Source organism: Glutamicibacter sp. NPDC087344, from assembly GCF_044744225.1.
Lineage (GTDB): Bacteria > Actinomycetota > Actinomycetes > Actinomycetales > Micrococcaceae > Glutamicibacter.
Map to the genome: position 1 here is coordinate 1 of NZ_JBIUXY010000003.1, position 22,207 is coordinate 22,207.

24 protein-coding genes are annotated in these 22,207 nt (G+C 58.3%); 12 read left to right on the forward strand and 12 right to left on the reverse strand.

The features are described 5' to 3' along the window. Positions 1 to 272, forward strand: a 272-nt coding sequence (locus tag ACIOWL_RS05250; protein WP_400382402.1) for an LPXTG cell wall anchor domain-containing protein, incomplete at its 5' end; no start/stop codon positions are given. 85 nt (positions 273 to 357) lie between these two features. Here the strand turns inward: ACIOWL_RS05250 and ACIOWL_RS05255 are convergent. Further along, a complete protein-coding gene (locus ACIOWL_RS05255) occupies positions 358 to 645 on the reverse strand; it encodes a hypothetical protein (RefSeq protein WP_400383266.1) in 288 nt (95 codons plus the stop codon). On the opposite strand from ACIOWL_RS05255, the gene ACIOWL_RS05260 reads away from it, so the two are divergent. Continuing rightward, positions 620 to 1,483: a GyrI-like domain-containing protein gene (locus ACIOWL_RS05260; protein ID WP_400382404.1), complete on the forward strand. Its 864-nt coding sequence runs from the start codon at positions 620 to 622 to the stop codon at positions 1,481 to 1,483. The genes ACIOWL_RS05255 and ACIOWL_RS05260 overlap by 26 nt on opposite strands. A gap of 20 nt (positions 1,484 to 1,503) precedes the next feature. Here the strand turns inward: ACIOWL_RS05260 and ACIOWL_RS05265 are convergent, their stop codons facing one another. The 4 genes from ACIOWL_RS05265 to ACIOWL_RS05280 all read right to left on the reverse strand — a co-directional run bounded on the left by ACIOWL_RS05265 (position 1,504) and on the right by ACIOWL_RS05280 (position 4,763). Continuing rightward, positions 1,504 to 2,022: a gamma carbonic anhydrase family protein gene (locus ACIOWL_RS05265; protein WP_400382406.1), complete on the reverse strand. Its 519-nt coding sequence runs from the start codon at positions 2,020 to 2,022 to the stop codon at positions 1,504 to 1,506. A gap of 39 nt (positions 2,023 to 2,061) precedes the next feature. Then, positions 2,062 to 2,904 carry a formyltetrahydrofolate deformylase gene (gene purU / locus ACIOWL_RS05270; RefSeq protein ID WP_400382408.1) on the reverse strand — a complete coding sequence of 281 codons (843 nt, stop codon included), beginning with the start codon at positions 2,902 to 2,904 and terminating at the stop codon, positions 2,062 to 2,064. Positions 2,905 to 2,983: 79 nt separating this feature from the next. Beyond that, complete coding sequence (locus tag ACIOWL_RS05275) at positions 2,984 to 3,508, reverse strand: hypothetical protein (protein ID WP_400382410.1); 525 nt, start codon at positions 3,506 to 3,508, stop codon at positions 2,984 to 2,986. Positions 3,509 to 3,710: 202 nt separating this feature from the next. Then, positions 3,711 to 4,763 (reverse strand): flavin-containing monooxygenase, encoded by a 1,053-nt coding sequence (locus tag ACIOWL_RS05280; protein ID WP_400382412.1) that lies wholly within the window; start codon positions 4,761 to 4,763, stop codon positions 3,711 to 3,713. A 209-nt stretch (positions 4,764 to 4,972) separates the two neighbouring features. Between ACIOWL_RS05280 and ACIOWL_RS05285 the strand changes: the two genes are divergently transcribed. Continuing rightward, the gene (locus ACIOWL_RS05285) at positions 4,973 to 5,833 is read left to right on the forward strand and encodes a bifunctional methylenetetrahydrofolate dehydrogenase/methenyltetrahydrofolate cyclohydrolase (RefSeq protein WP_400382414.1); all 861 of its coding nucleotides are present in this window, start codon (positions 4,973 to 4,975) and stop codon (positions 5,831 to 5,833) included. Positions 5,834 to 5,929: 96 nt separating this feature from the next. Here the strand turns inward: ACIOWL_RS05285 and ACIOWL_RS05290 are convergent, their stop codons facing one another. The 5 genes from ACIOWL_RS05290 to ACIOWL_RS05310 form a co-directional block, all read right to left on the reverse strand. Continuing rightward, positions 5,930 to 7,036: an ATP-binding protein gene (locus ACIOWL_RS05290; protein ID WP_400382416.1), complete on the reverse strand. Its 1,107-nt coding sequence runs from the start codon at positions 7,034 to 7,036 to the stop codon at positions 5,930 to 5,932. A 399-nt stretch (positions 7,037 to 7,435) separates the two neighbouring features. Further along, entirely contained in the window at positions 7,436 to 8,830 is a 1,395-nt protein-coding gene (locus ACIOWL_RS05295; RefSeq protein ID WP_400382418.1) for an MFS transporter, read from the reverse strand. 87 nt (positions 8,831 to 8,917) lie between these two features. After that, a complete protein-coding gene (locus ACIOWL_RS05300) occupies positions 8,918 to 10,150 on the reverse strand; it encodes an NAD(P)/FAD-dependent oxidoreductase (RefSeq protein WP_400382419.1) in 1,233 nt (410 codons plus the stop codon). Positions 10,151 to 10,152: 2 nt separating this feature from the next. After that, positions 10,153 to 10,476, reverse strand: coding sequence for a 2Fe-2S iron-sulfur cluster-binding protein (locus ACIOWL_RS05305; protein ID WP_400382421.1), 324 nt, complete (start codon positions 10,474 to 10,476; stop codon positions 10,153 to 10,155). A 23-nt stretch (positions 10,477 to 10,499) separates the two neighbouring features. Then, a complete protein-coding gene (locus ACIOWL_RS05310) occupies positions 10,500 to 11,762 on the reverse strand; it encodes a cytochrome P450 (protein WP_400382423.1) in 1,263 nt (420 codons plus the stop codon). Between the two features lie 114 nt (positions 11,763 to 11,876). Here ACIOWL_RS05310 and ACIOWL_RS05315 point away from each other — a divergent pair, with 114 nt between their 5' ends. From ACIOWL_RS05315 to ACIOWL_RS05330, 4 genes are all read left to right on the forward strand, one after another. Beyond that, positions 11,877 to 12,797, forward strand: coding sequence for a LysR substrate-binding domain-containing protein (locus tag ACIOWL_RS05315; protein WP_400382425.1), 921 nt, complete (start codon positions 11,877 to 11,879; stop codon positions 12,795 to 12,797). Between the two features lie 79 nt (positions 12,798 to 12,876). Next, positions 12,877 to 14,001, forward strand: a complete 1,125-nt coding sequence (locus tag ACIOWL_RS05320; RefSeq protein ID WP_400382427.1) for a sensor histidine kinase — start codon at positions 12,877 to 12,879, stop codon at positions 13,999 to 14,001. Beyond that, positions 13,998 to 14,696, forward strand: coding sequence for a response regulator (locus ACIOWL_RS05325; RefSeq protein WP_400382429.1), 699 nt, complete (start codon positions 13,998 to 14,000; stop codon positions 14,694 to 14,696). Before ACIOWL_RS05320 ends, ACIOWL_RS05325 begins: the two co-directional genes overlap by 4 nt. 134 nt (positions 14,697 to 14,830) lie before the next feature. Next, positions 14,831 to 15,094, forward strand: coding sequence for an SHOCT domain-containing protein (locus ACIOWL_RS05330; RefSeq protein ID WP_400382431.1), 264 nt, complete (start codon positions 14,831 to 14,833; stop codon positions 15,092 to 15,094). A 66-nt stretch (positions 15,095 to 15,160) separates the two neighbouring features. Here ACIOWL_RS05330 and ACIOWL_RS05335 read toward each other — a convergent pair whose 3' ends face one another. Beyond that, a complete protein-coding gene (locus ACIOWL_RS05335) occupies positions 15,161 to 15,817 on the reverse strand; it encodes a Fic family protein (protein WP_400383245.1) in 657 nt (218 codons plus the stop codon). 771 nt (positions 15,818 to 16,588) lie between these two features. Between ACIOWL_RS05335 and ACIOWL_RS05340 the strand changes: the two genes are divergently transcribed. From ACIOWL_RS05340 to ACIOWL_RS05350, 3 genes are all read left to right on the forward strand, one after another. Next, entirely contained in the window at positions 16,589 to 17,422 is an 834-nt protein-coding gene (locus tag ACIOWL_RS05340) for a hypothetical protein (RefSeq protein WP_400382433.1), read from the forward strand. After that, complete coding sequence (locus ACIOWL_RS05345) at positions 17,416 to 17,778, forward strand: hypothetical protein (protein WP_400382435.1); 363 nt, start codon at positions 17,416 to 17,418, stop codon at positions 17,776 to 17,778. Before ACIOWL_RS05340 ends, ACIOWL_RS05345 begins: the two co-directional genes overlap by 7 nt. Positions 17,779 to 17,988: 210 nt before the next feature. Continuing rightward, the gene (locus tag ACIOWL_RS05350) at positions 17,989 to 18,525 is read left to right on the forward strand and encodes a transposase family protein (protein WP_400382437.1); all 537 of its coding nucleotides are present in this window, start codon (positions 17,989 to 17,991) and stop codon (positions 18,523 to 18,525) included. 853 nt (positions 18,526 to 19,378) lie between these two features. Here ACIOWL_RS05350 and ACIOWL_RS05355 read toward each other — a convergent pair. Beyond that, entirely contained in the window at positions 19,379 to 20,746 is a 1,368-nt protein-coding gene (locus ACIOWL_RS05355) for an MFS transporter (RefSeq protein ID WP_400382439.1), read from the reverse strand. A gap of 99 nt (positions 20,747 to 20,845) precedes the next feature. Here ACIOWL_RS05355 and ACIOWL_RS05360 point away from each other — a divergent pair, with 99 nt between their 5' ends. Both ACIOWL_RS05360 and ACIOWL_RS05365 read left to right on the forward strand, forming a co-directional pair. After that, positions 20,846 to 21,763, forward strand: a complete 918-nt coding sequence (locus ACIOWL_RS05360) for a LysR family transcriptional regulator (RefSeq protein ID WP_400382441.1) — start codon at positions 20,846 to 20,848, stop codon at positions 21,761 to 21,763. 49 nt (positions 21,764 to 21,812) lie between these two features. Then, positions 21,813 to 22,169 (forward strand): VOC family protein, encoded by a 357-nt coding sequence (locus ACIOWL_RS05365; RefSeq protein WP_400382442.1) that lies wholly within the window; start codon positions 21,813 to 21,815, stop codon positions 22,167 to 22,169. The last annotated feature ends 38 nt before the right edge of the window (positions 22,170 to 22,207 follow it).

A 22,207-nucleotide genomic window follows, 5' to 3' on the forward strand; every position in this document is an offset into this window, starting at 1 on the left:
CGACTCCGACTGAGCCGACTGAGCCGACGACTCCGACTGAGCCGACTGAGCCGACGACTCCGACTGAGCCGACTGAGCCGACGACTCCGACTGAGCCGACTGAGCCGACGACTCCGACTGAGTCTGAAACGGGGAGCCATGGAGAACAGCAAAACGCTGACAACGATGAGCTGGCCAAGACTGGATTTGCAGGCTATTCACTAGCCCTTGTCGGAATCTTGCTCCTGTTGCTAGGTTCAATATTCATGGTGCGTCGAGGACGCCACCTGTAAATTGCGATCGAACGGTCTAAGCGCCCGTGACTAATCATTAGTCAGGGGCGCTTAGCCTGTTAAAGACGCATCGGGCTCATGCAATCTAGGCGCTATGGATCACAGCTGCAGGCCTTGGATGCTTGGCAGACAGCAGTACATGGCAGGTTTCTGCTTGGCGCAAGAAAATTGAACCTCGACCATCTTCTTGGGACGGGCTTTGGGCCAATGGATATTTTTTCTTGTCTGCCTGAAGAGATGCCAGCCCTGTAGGGATACCGGATTCGGGCAAACTGATCTGAACGAACCGCAAAAGTCGGGCGCGCACCTGCTTCCCAACGAGATAGTTGATCGTGAAGGGTGGAAATATGATTGGAATTCTGAATCGGCTCATGGAGCAGATTGAACAGCAACTTGAGACGGACATCGAGTTCGAGGAGCTGCTCGCAGGGTCGGGAATCACCGTCTATCACGTGCGCAGAATGTTTTCTTCACTGGCAGGAATGCCGTTGTCCGAGTATGTGCGCCGCCGGCGAATGACCGTGGCGGCAGCTGATTTGATATCAGGCCAGGACCTGCTGGGACTCGCGGTACGGTACGGCTACGGATCCGCCGAGGCGTTCGGGAGGGCATTTCGTGCGGTTCACGGTGCCGGACCAAGTGATGTTCGCCGTGATGGCGGGCCCCTTCGAAGCCAAACAATCCTCAGGTTCAGCCTGACCGTTGAAGGGAGTGTCCCCATGGATGCCCGAATCATTGAACGTCCCGAATTTCAGCTGGTGGGCCACGCCATTCGTGTCCCGCTGATCCATCAGGGAGCGAACCCGCACATCCAAGCCCACATTAGCTCGCTGCCGATGTCGGAGCATGGTCGGCTCAAGGAGTTGAATAATACAGAACCATCGGGATTGCTTCAGGTGAGTGCCGATGTAGATGCGGATTACCGGGAAGGTTCCGAGCTAACGTACCTGCACGGGGTTGCGGTGTTGGATGCGCCGGCCCCAGAGGACCTGGATGTCATCAAAGTTCCGGCCGGGACATGGGCGGTGTTTGAAATGTCCGGCCCGTATCCTGAGGCCCTGCAACAGGTCTGGGCGAGCACCGCGACACAGTGGTTCCCATCGAATCCATGGCAACTGCGTGAGGGGCCGTCCATAGTAGCGGTGCTGGATCGTTCTGCAGATTTCAGCACCGCCACCTGTGAGTTGTGGCTTCCCGTGGACCGGGGATAGCAGCCAGTTTTCCGGATGGACTACGCGTTGGCGTCCCGGTGCTTGGCGGCCAGGCTCAGGTAGGTGTTTGCGTTTTTGCTCAAGCCCGCGACCTCTTCCTCGGTCAGTTCGCGGCGTACCTTGGCCGGAACACCTGCCACCAGCGAGCGTGGTGGGATCTGGGATCCTTCAAGCACCAGGGCCCCGGCGGCCACCAGCGACTGCTCGCCGATGACGGAGCCATTCATGATGGTGGCGCTCATGCCTACCAGGCAACCGTCGCCCACGGTGGCTCCGTGAACCACGGCGCTGTGTCCCACCGACACCCCTGCGCCGATGGTGCAGGGGAAACCGGCATCGGCGTGCAGCACCACGTTGTCCTGCAGGTTGCTGCCTTCGCCGACCCGGATGGGTGCGGAATCTCCGCGTACGGAAACACCGTAGAAGGCGCTTGAACGATCGCCCAGCACCACGTCACCGCTCAAGGTGGCGGTGGGTGCGGTGAAAACATCCTGTCCGACCTGAGGAGTGTTGCCGTCGATGGTAATAATATGAGTCATGCCACCACTGTAATGGTGGTGTGCACGGGGCTGCGACTATTAAGAGAACACGATGGTGCGTTGGCCATCCAGCATGACCCGGTGCTCCGCGTGCCACTGCACGGCGCGGGTCAGGGTGCGACCCTCAACGCTGCGTCCCAAGGCCACCAACTGATCTGCGGTGCGCGCGTGGCTTACCTGGGTGACCTCTTGGTCAATGATTGGGCCTTCATCAAGATCCGAGGTGACGTAGTGGGCCGTGGCGCCAATGAGCTTCACGCCGCGGGCATGAGCCTGGTGGTAGGGTTTAGCGCCCTTGAACGAGGGCAGGAATGAATGATGGATGTTGATGACTCGCCCTTCCATACGCTGGCATAGGGAATCCGAAAGGATCTGCATGTAGCGCGCGAGCACCACGAGCTCAATGTCGTAATCGTCTACCAGTTTCAGCAGCTCGGCTTCGGCCTGGGATTTATTGGCCGCGGTGACCGGAAGATGGACAAAGTCCACACCGTAGAACTCGGCCATGGGCTTCAGATCCAAATGATTTGAAACGATTACGGGCACCTCGATGGCCAGGGTGCCGGCGCGCTGGGCGAACAGCAGGTCGTTGAGGGCGTGTCCGGCCTTGGAACACATGATCAGCGTCCGGGTGCGTTTGGTGGTGTCTGCTACCTGCAGCGCCATGTGGAAATCATCGCGGATGGGAGCCAAAGCGGCGCGCACCTGCGCCAGGCTCTGTTCGGTGGCCACCTCTATGCGCATGAAGAAGGTCCCGGACTCGGGGGACTCGTACTGTTGGGATTCGGTGATGTTGCAACCGGCACCCAACAGTCCTCCAGAAATGGCATGCACAATACCGGGGCGATCTACGCAGGACAGGGTGACGGTGTACTTGTTCATGCATTGAGGTTAACCGTCTAATGCGCCGTATGCACATTCGTCTTGGCAGAGTTACGGTGTTGGTCGACCAGAGCGCAGGCTATTCGTCAGTATCCTCTGGGAGATCGGCGAAAATGGTCACCCAAGTTTTGGCACCTTCAGCAACCTGCACGGTGACCACCTGGCTGGCGGTGGGGTCAGTGAGTTCGGAGGATCCTGCGGCTCCGCCATTCAGTGAACAATCACTGGAGAACTCATCGCCGCCGTCGCTGTCAATGGCGGCGGTCCATTTGCCGACGCTGAGGCATTGAACCGCGATACCCAGCCGGGAGTAGCCTTTCGGTAGGGGATCGACGTCGAAAGACGTAGTGCCTGTGCCTGTTTCTTGCCGGAGGATCATCCGTGACGGACTGCTTTGCTCAAGGGCTGAAGACTGGGTTTCAAAGATATCAGCGGAATTTGGTGCATGCGCGGAACCTTGACCATCCGAGTTATCAGCAGTGCTCGTTGCATTCCCGGTTGCTGGAGATTTGCTGGAGGGCGCGGGTTGATCAGTGCATCCAACCACAGCTACGCTGAATAACACGATCGACGAGAACGCTGCGATTTTCCTGATCCTTTTCATTTCAGGAGCCTATAACTAGAAACTATTAAAGTCGAACGTTGAGAGAAATAAGTCTGTCAGGCTGTTTTTGGCCGGTCGTACAGCCAGGAGAATAAAGCCCGTTGCCCAGAAGGTCTCCTGCCAGACTGCGCCTTGGGGCAGCGGCTGTGTCGGTTTGGAGTGATTCGGATCGGGACGCACCCACGGACTCGCGGCCCCCAAGCTATACCGGCACGGAAGCCAAGAACTTGCTGGCGGCCACTGCGGCTTTGCGCCCGGCCCGGGTAGCGCCCAACGTTGAAGCCGAGGCGCCATAACCGACAAAGTACATCCCCGGCAGTTCTACGGCGCTGACCGAGTCCTCGCCAATCAAGATCCCACCGGACTCGGTGTGAAGGTTCAGCGGGCGCAGATGGCTGTGGGCATGGCTGAAGCCGGTGCCCCAGAGAATTGCGTCGATGGGCTCGGTGCTGCCGTCCGCAAAGTGCACACTGTGCGGGCCCAAGAAGTCTATTTTGCCGCGGGATACCAGCGCGCCGGAAGCAATGGCCTGGCGCATGACCGGGTTTAACATCAACCCGGTGGTTCCCACCACGGATTTGGGTGGCAGTCCAGCGCGAGTGCGTTCGTTCACCTCGCGCTCAACCTGCAGTCCCCAGTTCGCGGTGGGGGTGCGCCAGTCCGGCTCGGAACGGGTTGACCAGAGGGTATCCACTCCGGCTGCACGCAGCTGAACAATGAATTGGGTGGCGCTGGCTCCTGCGCCCACGACCAGAACCCGTTGGCCAGTGAACTGCTCGGGGCCGATGAATCCGTTGGTGTGCACCTGAGGGCCGTCGAATCGGCCGGGGTAGCTTGGCCAGTTCGGATTGGTCCAGGTGCCGGTCGCGTTGATAATGCTGCGCGAGCGCGCGCTGCTGCCGTCGGCGAGTTGGGCCGTGAAGATCCCGGAGTCATAACTCACCGCCTGAACTTCGGCTCCGTGGCGCACCGGCAGGTTCTTTTCCCGCTCAAAAGCGGCGTAGTATTCGGAAACCACCTCGGAGGCAGGACGGGTTGAATCCTGGTTGTCGAAAGGAAATTCCGGCAGAGGAGCCACCGCGTGGGTTTTACCCAGGGTCAGTGTGCGCCAGCGGTGCTGCCAGGCGCCGCCCGGCCCCGGATTTGCATCCAGCACCACATAGTCCTGCCATGGCAACAGGCCCCGGCGCTGCAGATGGAACGCTGCGGAGAGCCCTGCTTGCCCCGCACCAATCACAATGTTCTGGTAAATCACTGCTTCCTCCATACCCGCTGTAACAGTTTTCCTCGACAACACATTCCGTGTGAGTCAGTTCTCACACCTGTGGACGGTCTGCAGTTCGCTAGAATTGATGGCGTGACTGGCGTTAGGTGGACTACCACCGGGGAGCTAATCGTGAGAGCCGCGCGCCTGGGTTCGCACACCACCTGCCTTGGCAACAGGGCCCCTACGGAAGGATGAGCGTGAGCGCACGCATTCTCGACGGCAAGGCCACCGCGGCCACCATCAAGCAGGAACTGACCGAACGGGTCGCCAAGCTCAAGGCTGCCGGACACTCCACGGGTCTGGGCACCATCTTGGTGGGCAACGATCCAGGTTCTGCCTGGTACGTCGGCGGAAAGCACAAGGACTGCGCCGAGGTCGGTATCGAGTCGATCCGTGTGGACCTGCCAGAGGAAACCACCCAAGACGAGCTGTTGGCCAAGGTGCGCGAGCTGAACGAGAACCCGGACTGCACCGGCTACATTGTCCAGCTGCCGCTTCCCAAGCACATCGACCAGGATGTCATCCTGGAAGCCATGGACCCGGCCAAGGATGCCGACGGTCTGCACCCGATGAACCTCGGCCGCTTGGTGGCCAACGTGAACCGCCCGATGACCTCCCCGCTGCCGTGCACCCCGCTGGGATGCGTGGAGCTGCTGGCCCGCCACGACATTGATTTGAAGGGCAAAAACGTCCTGGTAGTAGGCCGTGGTGTGACCATTGGCCGCCCGGTCGGTCTGCTGCTTACCCGCCGCAACGTGAACGCCACCGTGACCTTGGCGCACACCGGCACCACCAACCTCGACGAGCTGCTGGCCCAGGCTGACGTGGTGATTGCCGCCGCCGGCTCGGCCCACATGATCAAGACCGCCAAGCCCGGAGCGATCCTGCTGGACGTGGGAGTCTCCCGCGTTGATGGCAAGGTCACCGGTGACATCGATCCGGCGGCCGCAGAAGTCGCTAGCTGGATTTCCCCGAACCCCGGTGGTGTCGGCCCGATGACTCGTGCCATGCTGCTGAACAACGTGGTGGAAGCCGCGGAGCGCAACGCCGCGAAGTAGTCTCACCGAAGCAAGTGGCCGGTGGCCCGCCATATGGCGGGCCACCGGCCGCTTGCTGGTTAACCCTCCGAGAATTCGCCGGCCTTTGGGGCCGGATCAGAGCTCGGCGATGTATTCACGTAATCCAGGGATCGCGAACTCTAAAAATCCACGGCCGGCAGGTTGGATCAGACCGGCATTGATGAGCCTTGACCGGTAATTGCCGACGGTGTTTTTCGAGTTCTCAAGTCGTTTGCCAATATCTGCAGTACTGGAGGGACCAGCATCCTCGGACATCGCTTGGAGAAAAGCGATGTCTTTGTTCGATGCTGTGGCCAGGGCTGCTGACACGACGACGCTGGTGTTTTTTCGGTGAGCGGCGGCCAAAGCCAGATCGACATCGGCTTGGATGAGCGCGGATTTTTTGGATTCAGCTACCTGCCAGAGGTGATATCCCACCAATTGGATGAGGAAAGGATACCCGCCGGTTGATTGGGCCGCCTGTCGAATAAAGGTCGGATGAATCGAGTCTTCGAAGTGCGAAAACGTTTCTTGGAAGGACTCTTCAACTTCACGAATGGCTGCCGCATGCAGGTCGATTCGGTCGGCTCGACGAAGGAATGCCGCAACTCCCTCATTAAGGAGGTCGGAGACCGACGCAGGTAGTCCAGCGAACAACAATGAAATAGGCAACCCTTGGCGGATGAAGTGCTGTACGAATGCGGCCAGCTGTGCCAACTCATCACGATTCGCGCCGTGAATCTCATCGAGGGTGATAAGCAACCCGGTATGTTTTTCGTCCAGCAGTTGCAACAGTTGCTCACCTAGCTGGCGCCAATGCAATTGTTCGGCTGGCGGCAATTGCGAGGTGATTGAGAAGCCAGCGATCGAGAACCCTGTGATTCGCCGGCCTTTGGGGCCGGAACCGAGCTGCTCGGTCGCAGAACGCATAGCTTCGCCTATTCGGCCCAAAAACCCTGTGGTTGCTGTTTCTGAGATCACAAGCCATCCTTGGGTGAGCGCGATGTCCTCGGCTTCTCCAAGCATCACGGTTTTGCCAATGCCACGGGCGCCGGTGAAGATCGTAAGTAAGCCTGGTGCTCCGGACCGGATCTGCAGGCCATAGGAGAACTCGTCGAGGAGCCCAGTTCGACCAATGAGCTGTGGTGGCTCGGCTCCTGCCGTTGGTCGAAAAGGGTTTCGGGTTGGCTGCTGAGCATTCATGGGATCTCCTGTGAACATCTGTGTACTTTGTGTACGCCTGTGTACAACGAAATGTCGACGTACGTATTCGACGCATTCAGGGCATCCGGTAGGGGACGATGCATTAGCATTCCACGACGTTGACGGCCAAACCACCCGAAACATAGATGCTGGAATTCTTCCGACTTGGGTCTCTCGGGGCACGGTTATGAATAGACTTCAGTGCCTAAGTCGATTCGATCGTGGCTGACCGAAAAGGGCTCGGGCCCTCCACCATATGGTGAGAGGTCCCGAGCCGTTTCTGAGTTTGTGAATGGAGACATATGTAAGTTGACCGGTTGCCTGATTGCGCACTTGACCTGGCAACGAAGATCCCGGCTGCATTTATGGAACTCCAGACCAATGACGATGATGTGTCGGTTATGAAACTTCCTGGGTGACCGGTCGCGCCGGGGTGCGTTTGTCGAAGATCAGCGCACCGACTTCTTGCTCGGCCTGATTGCTGATGGACAGATCGATGCCTCGGCGGTCACGGATCAACGAAACCGCCACCAAGGAGATAACGGTCAGCCCCACAAGATACCAAGCGACCGCATCGGTGCCTCCGGTGGCCTGGACCAGGGCGGTAGCGATCATCGGGGCGAACGCGCCACCGAGGATTGCACCGAACGCGTAGGAAATTGAGACCCCGGAGAACCTCACCGAGGCCGGGAACAATTCCGAATACAACGCTGCCTGCGGACCGTAGGAGAATCCGAGCCCGACGGCAAACAGGGCAAAGGCAACATAGAGCAGAGGCAAGCTTGCGGTGTTCACCAGCCAGAAGAGCGGGAAGATGCACAACAGCTGGCTGACAAAACCGATCTGGTAGGTGCGTTTCCGGCCGATTTGGTCTGCCACAACTCCGGAGAGCAACGTGAAAATGAACCACATCACCGCACCGAATGACACCGCCAGCAGCACCTGGGTGCGGTTGAAACCGACCGGCCCTTCCGGATCGGTCATGTAGGCCTGCAAAAATCCGCCGGTGGTCATGTACCCGGCGGCATTGTTGCCGGCGAAAACCAATGCGGCAATGAGCACCAGAAGCCAGTGCTTCTTGAACAGCACCACGATGGGCACCCGGGTTTGGGCTTTCTTCTGGGCAATCTCTTCAAACACCGGTGACTCGTCAACAGAGCGGCGGATGAAATAACCGACAACGATCAAAATGAAACTGACGAGGAACGGTACCCGCCAACCCCAGGCCACAAACTGTTCCCCGGGTGAGATCACGCCGGTCATCAGGGCCATCATGGCCGAGGCGAGAAGCATGCCCAGCGGCACACCGAGCTGCGGGAAGGCGCCTGCCCGGCCGCGGCGGTTGGCGGGAGCGTGCTCAACGGCCATCAGGACCGCGCCACCCCATTCACCGCCCGCGGAGATGCCTTGCAAGATCCGCAAAAGCAGCAACATCACGGGAGCAATGATGCCTGCCGTTTCATAGGTCGGCAGGACACCGATCAGCGTGGTGGATGCGCCCATGAGGGTCAGGGTCAGTACCAGCATGGCGCGCCGGCCGATCTTGTCGCCGAAATGGCCGGCGAGGAATGCGCCCAGCGGCCGGAACAAAAACGAGATGCCGACACTGGCAAAGGAAAGCAGCAACCCGATCTGTGAACCGGCCGGTTCGAAAAACAGGTTCGCGAAGATCAAGCCGGCCGCGGTGGCGTAGATGAAGAAGTCGTACCACTCGATGGTGGTTCCGATAATTGTGGCAAAGGCGACCCGTCGTTGATTGGTGGTGCCTTGCGTTTGCGGAGGAACAGTACTCACGTGTTTACCTCTGATTCTGTGAACGAACAGCGCATAAGCGAACCGTTCGGGTTCGGGATGAAATACCGGCTGGTGAATGGCTAGGGGTTAGGCCGCTACCGGGGTGCTTCGGACCAGTTCTTTGAGCGAGGACGAAGCGGTCACCATGGATAGGGTGATGGGTGTGCCGCTGGAAAGCAGTTTGCGTGCTGAAATATGATCCCCGGGGTGATTGACCGATTCCACCGCCGCAAGAATCCCGTCGCGGAACAACGCAATGGAGAACTTCCCTGTTGCGGGGTCACCGAGCAGCATTGGCTCATCGCTTGGAGAAGAGAGACCGGCGATCTGCAGCCGGTTCTCACCTTGGATACTCCAAAACCAGGGCAGCTCGGTGTATTCGGTGGGTCTCCCGGTGAGGGTGAGCGCCAGGGCTCGTGCCTGATCGTTGGCGTTCTGCACTGACTCCAGACGGATACGTCCCGCCGCGTGCCCAACCGGGAAATTTGCGCAGTCGCCCAGCGCATAAATCCGCTCGTCACTGCTCTGCAAGGTGGCATCAACACGGACGCCGTTCTCGCACACCAGTCCGGCATCCGCCGCGAGCTCCGTGTTGGGAAGGACACCGATGCCATAAACCACAAGGTCCGCCCGGTAACCTTCACCGGCGGTGGAGAAAACTTTCAACTGCGTATCATGCTGCTCGATGCGCTCAACACCCTCACCGCACCGCAGGGTGATGCCGCTTCCTCGATGCGCCTGGGCAAACCAGTGGGACAGCGGCTCGGAGGCTGCCCGACCCAGCGGGCGCTGTGCGAACTCCAAGACGGTGACCTGTTTCCCGCGTTTTCGCGCCGCGGCCGCGAACTCCAACCCGATGAATCCGGCCCCGATCACTACCACGCGGTCTGCGGCGGCCAGCCGTTGCTGCAGTGAACGTGCCTCGTCGAGGGTGCGCAGCCCGTAAACTCCCTCAAGGTCACCTCCCCGGCAGCCAAGGGGACGGTTGCGGGCGCCGGTAGCGAAAACCAGCCGGCCGTACCCAAGGCGCTCGCCGGTACTCAACTCAAGCAGTTGTTCATCCCGATGAACGGCGACAACCTGGACTCCTGAGCGCAACTCAATGTTCTGCTCCGAGTAAAAACTCGACGGGCGCAAAGCCAGCGGTTCAGCGGTGGTTTCGGCGGCGACAAAATCCTTGGACAAGGGAGGGCGCTGATAGGGCAGCTCGGTATCTTCAGAGAGCAGGGTTAATGGCCCCTGGTGCCCGGCCTCGCGCAGGGACGCTGCGAGTTGGACGCCCGCATGCCCAGCACCGATGATGACGATTCGATCTTCCATGTTTAGACCTGGTCGCTCGGTACGGTAACGTTCAGGCGCTGGGTATCTCCACCCAGCTGGACCTGGCAGCCCAACCGGCTGAATTCGGTACGCTCGGCCGAGGTGCAATCAAGCATCTCGTCTTCGTCGTCGGCAACCGGGGGAAGCAGAGCGGCATCATTCGGTGCGATATACACATGGCAGGTGGCGCACATGGCCTGTCCGCCGCATTCGCCGATGATTCCAGCAATGCCGTTGGACACGGCGGCACGCATGATATTTCCGCCTTCGGGTACCTCAACCTCGGTTGAGGAGCCGTTGGACTGTTCAAAAATAATGGTTGGCATAACATGTTCCTTTAAACGAGGGTTTACGAATCCCAGATGACCGGCATTTTGGTCAGGCCGCGGAAGACCCAGCCGGCATCGACGCTGGGCGAGTTCGGATCCAGTTGCAGATCAGGGAGGCGGCGGAATACTTCGGGAAGGGCAATCTGCGCCACCTGGGCTCGGGCCACCCAGGTGCCGGCGCAGAAATGCACTCCGCCACCGAAGGCCAGATGCGGCTTCTTTTCCCGGAAAATATCGAAGGTCTCCGGGTTGTCAAAGATTTTCGGATCGCGGTTGGCCGCGCCGAGTACAACTCCCAATCGCGAGCCAGCGGGAAGCTTGATTCCTTCCAAAACAAGGTCTTGGGTGGTTTCGCGCGGATACATGCCAATCGGCGCTACCCAGCGCACCGACTCTTCAAAGGCCCGCGAATACAGTGCTGGATCATCGAGTACCGCCTGCCGCTGGTCCGGGTGGGACAGCAGGGCCCATACCGTGGTGGCCAAAACGTCGCGGGGTTCGTTCAGGCCGCCGCCGATGGTCATTTTCAGATTCGCCCGGATGGCGTCCAACGCAATGGGCATCGAGGACAGATTGGAAAGCAGCGACTGGTCCGGATTCGCCGCCAGGTAGGGGAGCATTTCATCAATGGCGGCATCAACTTCTGCGGAGGACGCCGCCGCCTTGGCCCAGATATCAGGATCATCGGCGTAGTTTCCGGTTCCGTCGATCATGGTTTGGCTCCAACGCTGCAGGTCTTCCTGGGTGGCGTTGTGGAAGCCGCAAATAAGCCGCAGGTTCTCGGCAGTGTAGGGGGCCGCGTAATCCCACACGAAGTCCGCTCCTGGACCCTTGGCGATCAGCTGGGAGAGGTACTTCTCATTGTTGGCGGCAAAAATTTCATTCCAGTGTTTTTTGATGGTTGCCGGCCGTAGCGTCGCCCCGTAGGAATCGCGGTCAATCTGATGTTCAGGGTTGTCCTTGCGGAGCATTGAATGGCCCATGGCGCGTTTCATGAGCGAGTTGCGTTCATTGGCGGAGAAACGTGCCTCGTCCTGTTCAATGTCGTGGCAGGCGCTGTAGGAAGTCACCATGTAGCGGTTGACTTCCGGTACCCAGTGAACCGGAGCTTCCTCGCGCAGTCGCTGGTAGATGGGGAATGGATTGGTGTAGAGGTCGGAGATTTTCACCCAATCGGCAACCGGCGCTTCACGTCCTTCGTCCGTTGGAAGGCCGGTAGCCGGGGTGGTGTTCGGCGTTGACTGCGCACCGGTAAATGGGCAGGTGGCAGGTGCTTGACTCATGGGGACGTCCTCCTTGGAAAATGAATGACTGGCTTGTTATCCAGTGTGAGCTGTGACATAACCACGGGTAAAATGGTTATATTTGAGGAATATCCACTGTTTTAGTGAGGTTTGATGCCGCAGTTCACCCTTCGCCAACTTGAATGCCTTGCTGCCGTGGGGCAGGAAGGCTCTATAGCCGCAGCGGCTCAGCGGCTGAACCTGTCCGCCTCGGCAATTACCGGGGCGCTGAATGAACTGGAACGTGTGCTCAACACCCAACTGACGATCCGCCGCAAGGCGCATGGGGTGAGCCTGACACCTTCGGGCCGCTATGTTCTTGAAGAAGCGCAAGGGATCTTGCAGGCCTCAAGCGACCTGCAGGAGATGGCCAACGGCGCCGGAGCCCTGCTGGCGGGTCGGGTCAGGGTCGGGTGTTATTCATCCTTGGCACCGACGGTGCTTCCCGAGCTATTGGCTGCATACAGTGCCAGATACCCCCAGGTGGAAGTCGATTTTTTCGCCGGAACACAACAGGAAATATTTCACCGGCTCGCCAACGGAACCCTGGACTTGGCCTTTGTTTACGATTTCGGCCTTCCGGAAGGCATCGAGCGGACCGTCTTGTTCACCACCGAACCGAACGTGCTGTTGCCGCAAGACCATGAACTGGCCGCGGCACCGAAAATCTCATTGGCGCAGTTGGCCAAGGAACCCATGATCCTGCTTGATGTACCTCCCAGCAGAGAACACACCGAAGCGCTTTTCGAAGCGGCCGGCCTGAATCCCTGGATTCGCTACCGTACCGCGGATTTCGAGGTGACCCGCTCAATGGTTGCCCGCGGGTTGGGGTACGCGGTACTGGTGCAGCGCCCGGCCGCTGACGTGTCTTATGAAGGTCTTGCCCTGGCGGTGCGTTCAATCCACCCCGTCGCCCGAAAGGTACGGATCACCGTGGTCCGTTCCCACGCGGTGCACCCGTCCAAGGCGGCCAGTGCGATGTATCGCCTGGCACTTGAACTGCATTCAACGCAGCCCACTCACCAGCAACCGTGAACCGCATACTCCACAGGGAGTACCGGGCATACACCGACTGTCCGACGCGCGGTGACCGGCACGGGGGTATTCTCGGATCATGAGCACCCGCCGACGCCCGCCGCTTGCGGTGCTGCCCGTTGCCAGCGCCGCGATTCAACTGATCGGCACCTTTGTCATTGCGTCGCACCAGGGCCGGGCCCTGCCGGTTGCCGCGGTGCTGTTGCTCCTGCTTGGACCGGCGTTGCTGCTCTTACGCCGGGTGGCGCCCGGACCCATGGTCGCCGCCAGTGCCGCCGTGGCGTTGTTGTACCTCTGGGCGGGCTTCCCGCCCGGTCCCTTTGCCCTGAGCCTGGTGCTTGCCTTGGTGCTAGCGCTCGCGTCCGGAGCCCGGTGGTGGGCTTGGGGATCGGTGGCAGGTTTTGCGAGTGGGTTTGTGGTTTTGTCCCTGAACCGAGGGGTGGCCGGCCAAACCTACGCCGTGCTGGGCTGGGCTGTGGTGATTGTGCTCAGCGGGGAACTTTTACGGGCCGCCAGGCTTCGCGCTGCTGAACGACGCCGTGCCGAAGCCGAACGCCGCCGCCACCAGCGCGACGAGGAACGATTGGTGCTGGCACGCGACATTCATGATGTGGTGGCCCACTCGTTGTCCATGATCAACGTCCAGGCATCGGTAGCCCTCCATCTGTCGCTGAAAGAGACCAACCCGCAGAAGCTTGTTGAAGCGCTGGAGAACATCAAGTACGGTTCCGGACAAGCGCTCGCCGAGATCCGCGAAGTTCTTTCGGTGCTACGCCACGACGCCCCGCGGATGCCCAGTCAGCGGCTCGCCCAGCTGCCTGAGCTGGTCAACCGGGTTTCGTCAAAAGAGCTTAGCCTCCGATTTGAGCCGGAGCTCTCACAGCTGCCAGCCTGGGTAGATGAACGGGTGGAGAATACGATCTATCGCGTGGTGCAAGAAAGCCTAACGAACATTGTCCGCCACGCACGCGCCACCCAGGCCCTGATCAAGGTTCAAATAGACAGGGAACACGCTGAGGTGAGCATTGCCGATGACGGAGTTGGCATGGGACTCGTGGCTGAAGGAAATGGGTTGCAGGGATTGCGTGAACGTGTGCAGCAGTTGGGCGGAACCGTGGTGATCAGCTCCGGTGAGCTGCCCGCTGCCAAGCGGTCAGGGGCCTTGATCACCGTAAGGATTCCAGCCCCGCAGGAGGAAAAATGAGCGAGGACACCCGCCGTGTGCAACGGCCAATTGGTGTGCTGATCGTTGACGACCAGTCACTGATCCGTGCCGGTTTCAGTGCACTGTTGGAAGCGGAAGAGGATATCCAGGTGCTTGGCCTGGCAAGCACCGGCAAACAGGCCTTGGCGATGGCGCGTGCCACCAAGCCGGATATTGTGCTCATGGACATCCGAATGCCCGACGGTGATGGGATTGCGGCAACCGCCGTGATCACCGCAGACCCGGACTTGGAAGCAACCCGGGTGATCATGCTGACCACCTTCGAACTTGATGAGTACATCCTTGAATCCATCCGGGCCGGGGCCAGTGGATTTCTGGTCAAGGATACCGAACCGGCACACCTGATTGAGGCAGTGCGTGTGGTGGCCGGGGGAGACTCACTGCTTTCACCCTCGGTAACCCGTCGGTTGCTCGCCCAAGTGGCCACCACCACCGCCCAACGCGAGCTTCCCGCAGCCACCCGCTTGAATGAACTGACAGCGCGCGAACGCGAAGTGCTTCAGCAGATCGGCACAGGGAAAAGCAATGCGGAGATTGCCGCGGAACTGTTTATCACGCCGCTCACCGCTAAAACTCACGTTTCGCGGATCATCGGCAAGCTGGGGGTGCGTGATCGCACCTCGCTGGTGGTCCTAGCCTACGAGTCTGGGTTGATTACCCCGGGCGACGGTTAGTGTCTGCCGAAGGAGTACACCACCACAGAGAACTGTCTTCTTGCGGCCGACGCGCCGCACACCGGTTTTGCGTGAAGGTGGGTTGTGGAGATGTCGAAACGGCTCCGATGTCTAAACCCGAGGAGTAACCCGAGATGATGACCGAACTTCTGCCGGTTCTGAGTAATGTGCCCAACCATGCCTGGGGTTATGGCCCGGGCTGGTTCCCGTGGATCCCGTTCTTCTGGCTCCTGCTTGTTGGCTTCCTGGTATTCGCCCTGATGCGGCGCCGCCATCACTGGCATCACGACGGCCCGGGGAGTGCTTTGGGTGTTTTGCGTGAACGGTACGCCCGCGGAGAGATCGATGAGAGCGAATACCGTCAGCGGCTCGAAGTGCTGCGGGCCCGAGGCAAATAGATGTAAACCTAAAAACCCAGCCCGCCCTCCTCGGAGGGCGGGAATTCTGTGTTTATGCTGCGTTGCTCACTTCACCTCGAACGGGTCGATGTCTCGCCATTTATAGCCGAGCCCTGCCTCACGAGAAGCCGCCTTGATGCTCTCGCCCGGAGCGTAGGACCGGTCGCGCTTGTCGCCGTTCGCGATGAGTAGGCCCTGCTTGGCAAGGGCGCCTAGGTCGCGTGAGGCGGTTTGTTCGGAGACTGGTTCCCCGGCCTCCTCAAGAGCATCCATGTAGCGGGCCCTCGTCACAGTGTTGCCGAACATGGCACCATATAGCGCCTGCTCCACTCGTTCAGGTAGGCCGGAGCGTTCGACTAGCTTTTCCATCTCCTGTGCGGCTTTCCCCGCCGACGCGATACGGTGCCTAATCTCGAGAGCCTGGTTCAGATGCGCGGTGAGCATGAACCGGAGCCATGGTCTGGCAAGCTCTGAGTCGTAGTCGGCCTTACTGTAGTCATTCTGGCCCACTTTCGCGAGAACGTCGTAGTACGGCTGGGTCCGTCGGCCGAGGTATTCCTCGATCCCCATAAACACGGGAGCCACCTCGCTTTTGCGAGCCAACGCCAGGCTTTGAATAATTCGGGCCATCCGGCCGTTTCCGTCTTTGAATGGGTGTATGAGCACGAAGTTCAGGTGCGCCATCGCAGCGGATATTAACTGTTTTGGAAGCTCGTAAAGGATTTACGTTCACTAAAACCTGCTTAGCGGTCTTCGTTTACACAAACGGATGTTTCCAATGCTTCTATCCACTAATGAACGACTGGGTCTTCGTATGCAAATCCTTTACGCTATTGAAAGTTCAACGCCTAATCGATCGAAGATCAATGATCCCCAAGCAGACTTCCTCCAACTTCAACCAACAACCTGGCACAGCGACGATTCTCGGTGCAAGCGGCTTTCTTCTTTTCACCGAGCATCGCTACGAGCCTAATGGTTCCTTCTGATTTCCCGCGAACCGGTATTGAATAGAGGTGTGTTCCTACGGCCGCTCCGCTGTCATTTCGAACAGACTGCCTTCTCAATCAAATTCGACTAGTTCGCAGCCGATGCATGTCCTTAGCTAGGAATGATCCTTAGCGAGTGCTGTCGTTGACTGGTCTAGGCACCACTCACTGACTTCGCAGATGCCCTGGGTCTACCCCAGGGGTCACGACACGACTACATCCTCTTCTAAAAATTTTACGAAATCGAAGTGCAAATTGGATTTGCCTGCTATCCTTGGCTAGGCTATATGTACGCCAGAATGAATTAATGCTCTTGCTTTTCGAAGCTTGTATTTAGAGACCAAGGCTCGAACTAGTGGATGCGAGCTAAACCAAGAATTGACTATCAATCGAAAGAGCGGATTTGAAAACTCTAAAGACGATACTTGTCTCCGGCTTGGCATTGCTATTAACTTTGGCCGCGGTTCCTTCTTACGCGTCACAAGAATCGGCTCCGAATGCAAGCGACATGAAACCCTCTTCACTCATTTCATCTACGGAGCAGCCACCTCTTTCAAGAGCTGAATCTTCATCGAAGACGATCATTTTGTCAACCGGCGTCGTTGTGCCTTTTGACGCCGACGATCGCACGAGTGCTGAAGAGGAAGCGTTCCGCAGCGAATTATCAATGCTGGTAACGTTGGATCAACTAACTCCAGCGAAGATGAAAGAGCTCGGTATTTCAGAGCCGTCTGAAACCCTTGCGGAAATCCCAGTAACGGTAAAACCCAGTGATTTTCTTCTAGGGGTAGCCGAGCCAGCAGCTCTAGGCTGCCGCGTTATGAACCCCTCTTCCAGCGCGGGTGACATGAATATTTCTCGCCCTCAGATTGTAAAATCTGGAACTAAAATCTATGCGTATGCTCGCTACAACTGGAAGAATGCTCCTTTTTCAGGGTGTCCACGAAATAAATCTCAAATCGGTGGACCTGATGGTCTGGCAATTACCTTCAACCGCGGTGTCACTAATAAAGGTGTTTCTTTTGTGGGATGCAACAGCTATAATTTGTGTCAGAAAACTGGATGGTTGGAAACTAACAATCAATACGGAGCGGGTTGGGCATTTCAGGATTGGGGCTATGGTGCGATTTACGGGCATAGTCCTACTTATAAAGGTACGTTGACTTACACGCTAACTACGAGTTCAACGAAATGCCTGCAAGCGTTTGCGAAATATGGTCATTCTTGGAACTCTACAAATCTGACCGGTTTTAGTATTGGTAAATCTTCAATTGGAATCTCATGGAATACGAGCTCAAGCCTATGGCAAAAATCGAGTCAAGCAGGGTCGTACCGATGCTGATCCGCGCCCGTGTGACAGGAGTAACCCTTGCGTTGCTTGCTCTGGCAATGACTGCCTGTTCAAGTACGGTTTCGCCACCGTCACTTTCAGTGGAATCTGTCATTGATGTTTGCGAACATGACAATTGTTTTACTGCAAAGGTTCCTGCTGAATTGTCGGTCATAATCAATGGTGAAGAAAAGCATATTACTTCTTCAGACGGGTCAGGATCAGTTACTTTAGATTCTTCCGGCGCTGTTCAGGTTATTGCGCGTTGGAGCTCGCTTGAGAAGAAAGTTGATCTATTAATGAGTGACGGATCAGCGCAGTCGGTCACCATCAAGTTCGATGAAGCAGCGAGAATACCTGCAAAATAGGGAACTACTATCAGAAGGTCCTATGGATATTATGACTCTCGGCTTCGGATGGTTGGAGGGCTCTGTTACCCAAAGTGTTTACAAAGCCCGGACGCCACCGAACCGTTTTAATATCTGAGATGGAACCTGAACCTCTTTTAATGTGTCATGAGTAGGAACTCCTGTTAAGCATGCAAATGAACAAACCCACATGCTCTCAGGAGTTCCTACGTGTCATCGTCTCATTTACAGGATTCCCTTGACCAATTCGCAACACTCGGCCTCGACGCTATTCACCCGAAAAAACTCCTGCGAAGTCTCGGGAACCTGCTAGATCCCCGGGCTAGACGCGGTATCCGTCACCCGTTGTCTCGCATCCTCGTCATCACCATTTGCGCTGTGATCGCTGGAGTAGAAACATTGGTGGAGAATGCTGAATGCAGCCACGACACCGGCCCGAAGCAACTGGCCAGCTGCAACAGCAAAGCACCTCACGCCACGATCATCGCCGGCGTCTTAAGGCTTCTCGTCACTCAATCCTTCGGACTTTTCCTCTCCGCGTGGGCCAAGTCTTTGAGCCCCGAGACCGGCACCGCGAAGACACTTAATGCTCTTGCGATGGACGGCTGCCGGCAAAGAAGTCTGAGATGCTCAGAATTCTCAAGGACCACGCGTGCACTTGTTTGCTGCGATCGACTAACAAACCCATGCGGTGCTTGCTCAGATTCCGGTTATGGTGAAAACTGCCGGAACAGGGGTACCCTCTGACCCTATCCGGCAGTGAAAACCAATGAAATCACGCAATTCAAGGTCCTGTTAGACCGCGTGGAACAGCTCAAAGGTGAGGTCGTCACCGCTGATGCACTGCACACCCAGAAAGGCCATGCGAAGTATCTACATGGACGTCAGGCACACAATGTTTTACTGTGAAAGGCGACCAAGCAAGCCTGCTCAGTTGAGCGACGGAGCTACTAACATGAAACTTCCCCTATGGGTGATACTAAATAAACATCATATTCCGACGCTCGAGACACTAAGTAAACACCACGCAGGTCTAGGGTCTTCTTCTCAGTGTATGAGTGGCTCCGCTTTGACGGCATCAATAGGTCTGCGAGGGCAAGGCTGCGGTGCTCGGTTCTCTGTTGGTTGCGGGTTAAGAATCGTCGATTTATGAATGCTAGGTCGCGGTGGCGGTTCTTGCGTTTCGTGGATCTAGCGTAATGCTTCTCGATATAGCTTGGGCTCATCTCATGATGTGCTCCGCTCGGTGCCGTTTGCAACCAGCCAGTGTTGAAGCCGCGGTTGAGTAGTCTCCTGCAAAACGTCCATGGGTGCGCAGAGGGGTCTGAGTGGTGCCCCACCGTGACGCTAGCTGCCATCGATAAAAAGGGCGCTCTTTGGCCGGCCACTGCTGACGACGCAGCGTTCTTCATTTTTGTTCGTCTGGAATTCGCTGACTGAATTTTTCAGGAGCATCTTTGCCATGTGCCACCGAGGGAAAAGGTTGTCAGCGGCTCGAAGTGCTGCGGGCCCGAGGCAAATAGGGCCAGCACCTAAACCTGAGGCCCGGTGAATCAGCGGATTCACCGGGCCGGAAGCCTAGGTCGTGTCAAGAACAGGGCTACAGCGTAGCCTTGTCTCCTTGCTTTTTCTCGGCTCGCGGTCCGATGACCAGGGCGCCGATTTCTTGTTCCGCCTGGTTGCGGAAGGACAGGTCAATGCCGCTGCGGTCGCGGATCAGGGATACCGCGATGAATGACAATGCCACCACGATCAGCAGGTAGATGGCCACCGCGGTGGTTCCGCCGGTTGCCTGGACCAGTGCCTGGGCAATGGTGGGAGCGAACGCGCCGCCGAGGATCGCGCCGATGGCGTAGGACACCGAGACCCCGGAGAAACGAACCGACGCCGGGAAAAGCTCGGAGTACAGCGCCGCCTGCGGGCCGTAGGTGAGACCCAGGCCAATGGAGAACAAGCCGAACGCCAGGTAGAGCATTGCCAATGAACCGGTGTCCACCAGCGCGAAAACCGGGAACAATGAGGCGGCCAGCACCACAAATCCGATCTGGTAGGTGCGCACCCGCCCGACCTTGTCCGCCATGATCCCTGCAACCAAGGTCATCACCAGCCACACGGCCGCGCCGAAGGCCACCGCAATGAGCACGTCGGTGCGCTCCAAGCCTATCGGCCCGTCGGGGTTGGTGATGTAGGACTGGAAAAACCCGCCGGTGGTCATGTATCCCGCGGCGTTGTTGCCGGCGAATACCAAAGCGGCGATCAGCACCAGCGGCCAATGCTTTTTGAAGAGCACCAGGATCGGGACGTTGGTCTGGGCCTTGTGCTCGGCGATTTCTTCGAAGACCGGGGATTCATCCACCGAACGACGGACAAAATACCCGATGGCGATCAAGATGATCGAGACCAAAAACGGAATACGCCAGCCCCAGGCAACAAAAGCTTCACCGGGGGAGATGACACCGGTCATCAGGGCCATCATGCCGCTGGCCAGCAGCATGCCCAGCGGAACGCCGATCTGCGGGTAGGAACCCGCGCGTCCGCGTTTGCCTTCTTCGGCGTGCTCAACGGCCATCAACACCGCGCCGCCCCATTCACCGCCAGCGGAGATGCCCTGGATGATACGCAGCAGCAACAGCAGTACCGGAGCCCACAGCCCGGCGGTCTCATAGGTCGGCAGCACACCAATCAGTGTGGTGGCAGCGCCCATGAGCGACAGGGTGAGCACCAGCATGGCACGGCGACCGATTTTGTCCCCGTAGTGGCCAGCTAAAAATGCGCCGAGCGGGCGGAACAGGAATGACAGGCCAACCGAGGCGAAGGAGATCAGCAGCGCAATTTCTTTGCCCGCCGGTTCAAAAAACAGCTGGCTGAAGATCAGGCCCGCAGCGGTGGCGTAGATGAAGAAGTCGTACCATTCGACGGTGGTACCGATAACGGTGGCGAACGCGACGCGCCGTTGGTTAGCGTTCATGAAAGGGGCAGCTCCTTGGAGAGGTGAATCACTTCAGTGTGACAGCCCACATACGTAAGGTAAACTTCAAATGTCTGTAGAACTTCTGAAGGCTGGCTTATGTATTCGATACGTCATTTGCAAATCATGGCCGAACTTCCGGAGCACCAAACGCTTGGCTCCGCGGCGGACGAACTGCGGATTTCCGAGTCCGCGCTATCTCAAGCCATCACAGCCATTGAGAAGCTGGCCGGCGAAACACTGTGTTTGCGACGCAAGGCCCACGGTTTCACGCTGACCGCTTCGGGTGCGCATTTCTCCGCGCTGGCCAGGGAAATCATCGCTGAAGTTAATGAACTGAACGCCACCTTTCCCCAGCAGGAGGGGGTGCTGCGCGGGCCGGTGCGTTTCGGGTGTTTCGCCTCCTTGTCCCCGCACCTGATTCCCTCCACCATGCAGGGTTTCCAGCATCCGCAGGTGGATCTTTCGGTGCGTGTGGGCACCCATGAATCACTGCTCCCGCAACTGCGCAACGCGGAGCTTGACGTAGCTTTTGTCTACGACCTGGGGCTGCCGCCGGATCTGGAGAAACAAGTGATTTACCAGACCCGGATGCAGGTGGTGCTGCATCCTGAACACCGCCTGGCGAACCTGGAACGCCCGCTGGAATTGGCGGACCTGGTGGCTGAACCGCTGGTGATGTATGACTCGGATCCCTCGACCGAACACGTGCTGCAGCTCTTCGCCGCGCAGGGGCTCAACCCGCGAATTATCGCCGAAGTGCCGCAGATGATCCTGGTGTCGGCAATGGTTGGCCGTGGGCTGGGGTACGGGTTGATGATGCACCGTCCCAACAATGCCGAGATGTCCTTGGAAGGCAAGCCCCTGGCTTTCCGCGCCCTGCATATCCCGGAGACCCCTGGAGCCTCAACACACCTCAGCGCGGTGGTGGCCATCACCCCGCGCGGGGTGAAGGTCCCGGCTCGGGTGCAGGCGCTGATTGAGCACTGCCGCGTTGCCATGGCAGATTCCTGGTAGGCCTATCCAAGCGCTGCGGGCTATCGCATAATTGTGCGCAGGAGGCATCATGATTGGCACATGGCAAGCAGTGGTGATTGATTGCGAAGACCCGGATGCGCTGGCGGCATTTTACGAACAGCTGCTGGGTATGGTCCGGATCGACAACGACCCGGATTGGGTGAGCATCGGCGACGCAGCCGACCGTCCGGCGGTGGCGTTTCAGGCAGTCACCCCCTACGTACCACCGGAATGGCCCGGGCACATCCACCCCCAGCAGATGCACCTTGATGTGCGGGTCAAGGACCTGGACCTGGCGGAGGGGCTGGTGCTCAACCTTGGCGCCCGGAGCACCGGGGAAGGCACCAAAACCTATCGTGTGTATCTGGACCCGCAGGACCATCCATTCTGTCTGGTCAGTTGGTAAGAAATGAGCTGACAGGCATCCTGGAACCGGCTGGACGG

Excerpts from the sequence above, each read along its gene's own strand:
- ACIOWL_RS05275 (WP_400382410.1), bottom strand. The coding sequence starts at position 3,508 with ATGAAAAGGATCAGGAAAATCGCAGCGTTCTCGTCGATCGTGTTATTC.
- ACIOWL_RS05340 (WP_400382433.1), top strand. The coding sequence starts at position 16,589 with ATGAAACCCTCTTCACTCATTTCATCTACGGAGCAGCCACCTCTTTCA.
- ACIOWL_RS05355 (WP_400382439.1), bottom strand. The coding sequence starts at position 20,746 with ATGAACGCTAACCAACGGCGCGTCGCGTTCGCCACCGTTATCGGTACC.
- ACIOWL_RS05325 (WP_400382429.1), top strand. The coding sequence starts at position 13,998 with ATGAGCGAGGACACCCGCCGTGTGCAACGGCCAATTGGTGTGCTGATC.
- ACIOWL_RS05290 (WP_400382416.1), bottom strand. The coding sequence starts at position 7,036 with ATGAATGCTCAGCAGCCAACCCGAAACCCTTTTCGACCAACGGCAGGA.
- ACIOWL_RS05360 (WP_400382441.1), top strand. The coding sequence starts at position 20,846 with ATGTATTCGATACGTCATTTGCAAATCATGGCCGAACTTCCGGAGCAC.
- purU (WP_400382408.1), bottom strand. The coding sequence starts at position 2,904 with ATGAACAAGTACACCGTCACCCTGTCCTGCGTAGATCGCCCCGGTATT.
- ACIOWL_RS05345 (WP_400382435.1), top strand. The coding sequence starts at position 17,416 with ATGCTGATCCGCGCCCGTGTGACAGGAGTAACCCTTGCGTTGCTTGCT.
- ACIOWL_RS05255 (WP_400383266.1), bottom strand. The coding sequence starts at position 645 with ATGAGCCGATTCAGAATTCCAATCATATTTCCACCCTTCACGATCAAC.
- ACIOWL_RS05260 (WP_400382404.1), top strand. The coding sequence starts at position 620 with ATGATTGGAATTCTGAATCGGCTCATGGAGCAGATTGAACAGCAACTT.
- ACIOWL_RS05305 (WP_400382421.1), bottom strand. The coding sequence starts at position 10,476 with ATGCCAACCATTATTTTTGAACAGTCCAACGGCTCCTCAACCGAGGTT.
- ACIOWL_RS05265 (WP_400382406.1), bottom strand. The coding sequence starts at position 2,022 with ATGACTCATATTATTACCATCGACGGCAACACTCCTCAGGTCGGACAG.
- ACIOWL_RS05330 (WP_400382431.1), top strand. The coding sequence starts at position 14,831 with ATGATGACCGAACTTCTGCCGGTTCTGAGTAATGTGCCCAACCATGCC.
- ACIOWL_RS05315 (WP_400382425.1), top strand. The coding sequence starts at position 11,877 with ATGCCGCAGTTCACCCTTCGCCAACTTGAATGCCTTGCTGCCGTGGGG.
- ACIOWL_RS05300 (WP_400382419.1), bottom strand. The coding sequence starts at position 10,150 with ATGGAAGATCGAATCGTCATCATCGGTGCTGGGCATGCGGGCGTCCAA.
- ACIOWL_RS05310 (WP_400382423.1), bottom strand. The coding sequence starts at position 11,762 with ATGAGTCAAGCACCTGCCACCTGCCCATTTACCGGTGCGCAGTCAACG.
- ACIOWL_RS05320 (WP_400382427.1), top strand. The coding sequence starts at position 12,877 with ATGAGCACCCGCCGACGCCCGCCGCTTGCGGTGCTGCCCGTTGCCAGC.
- ACIOWL_RS05365 (WP_400382442.1), top strand. The coding sequence starts at position 21,813 with ATGATTGGCACATGGCAAGCAGTGGTGATTGATTGCGAAGACCCGGAT.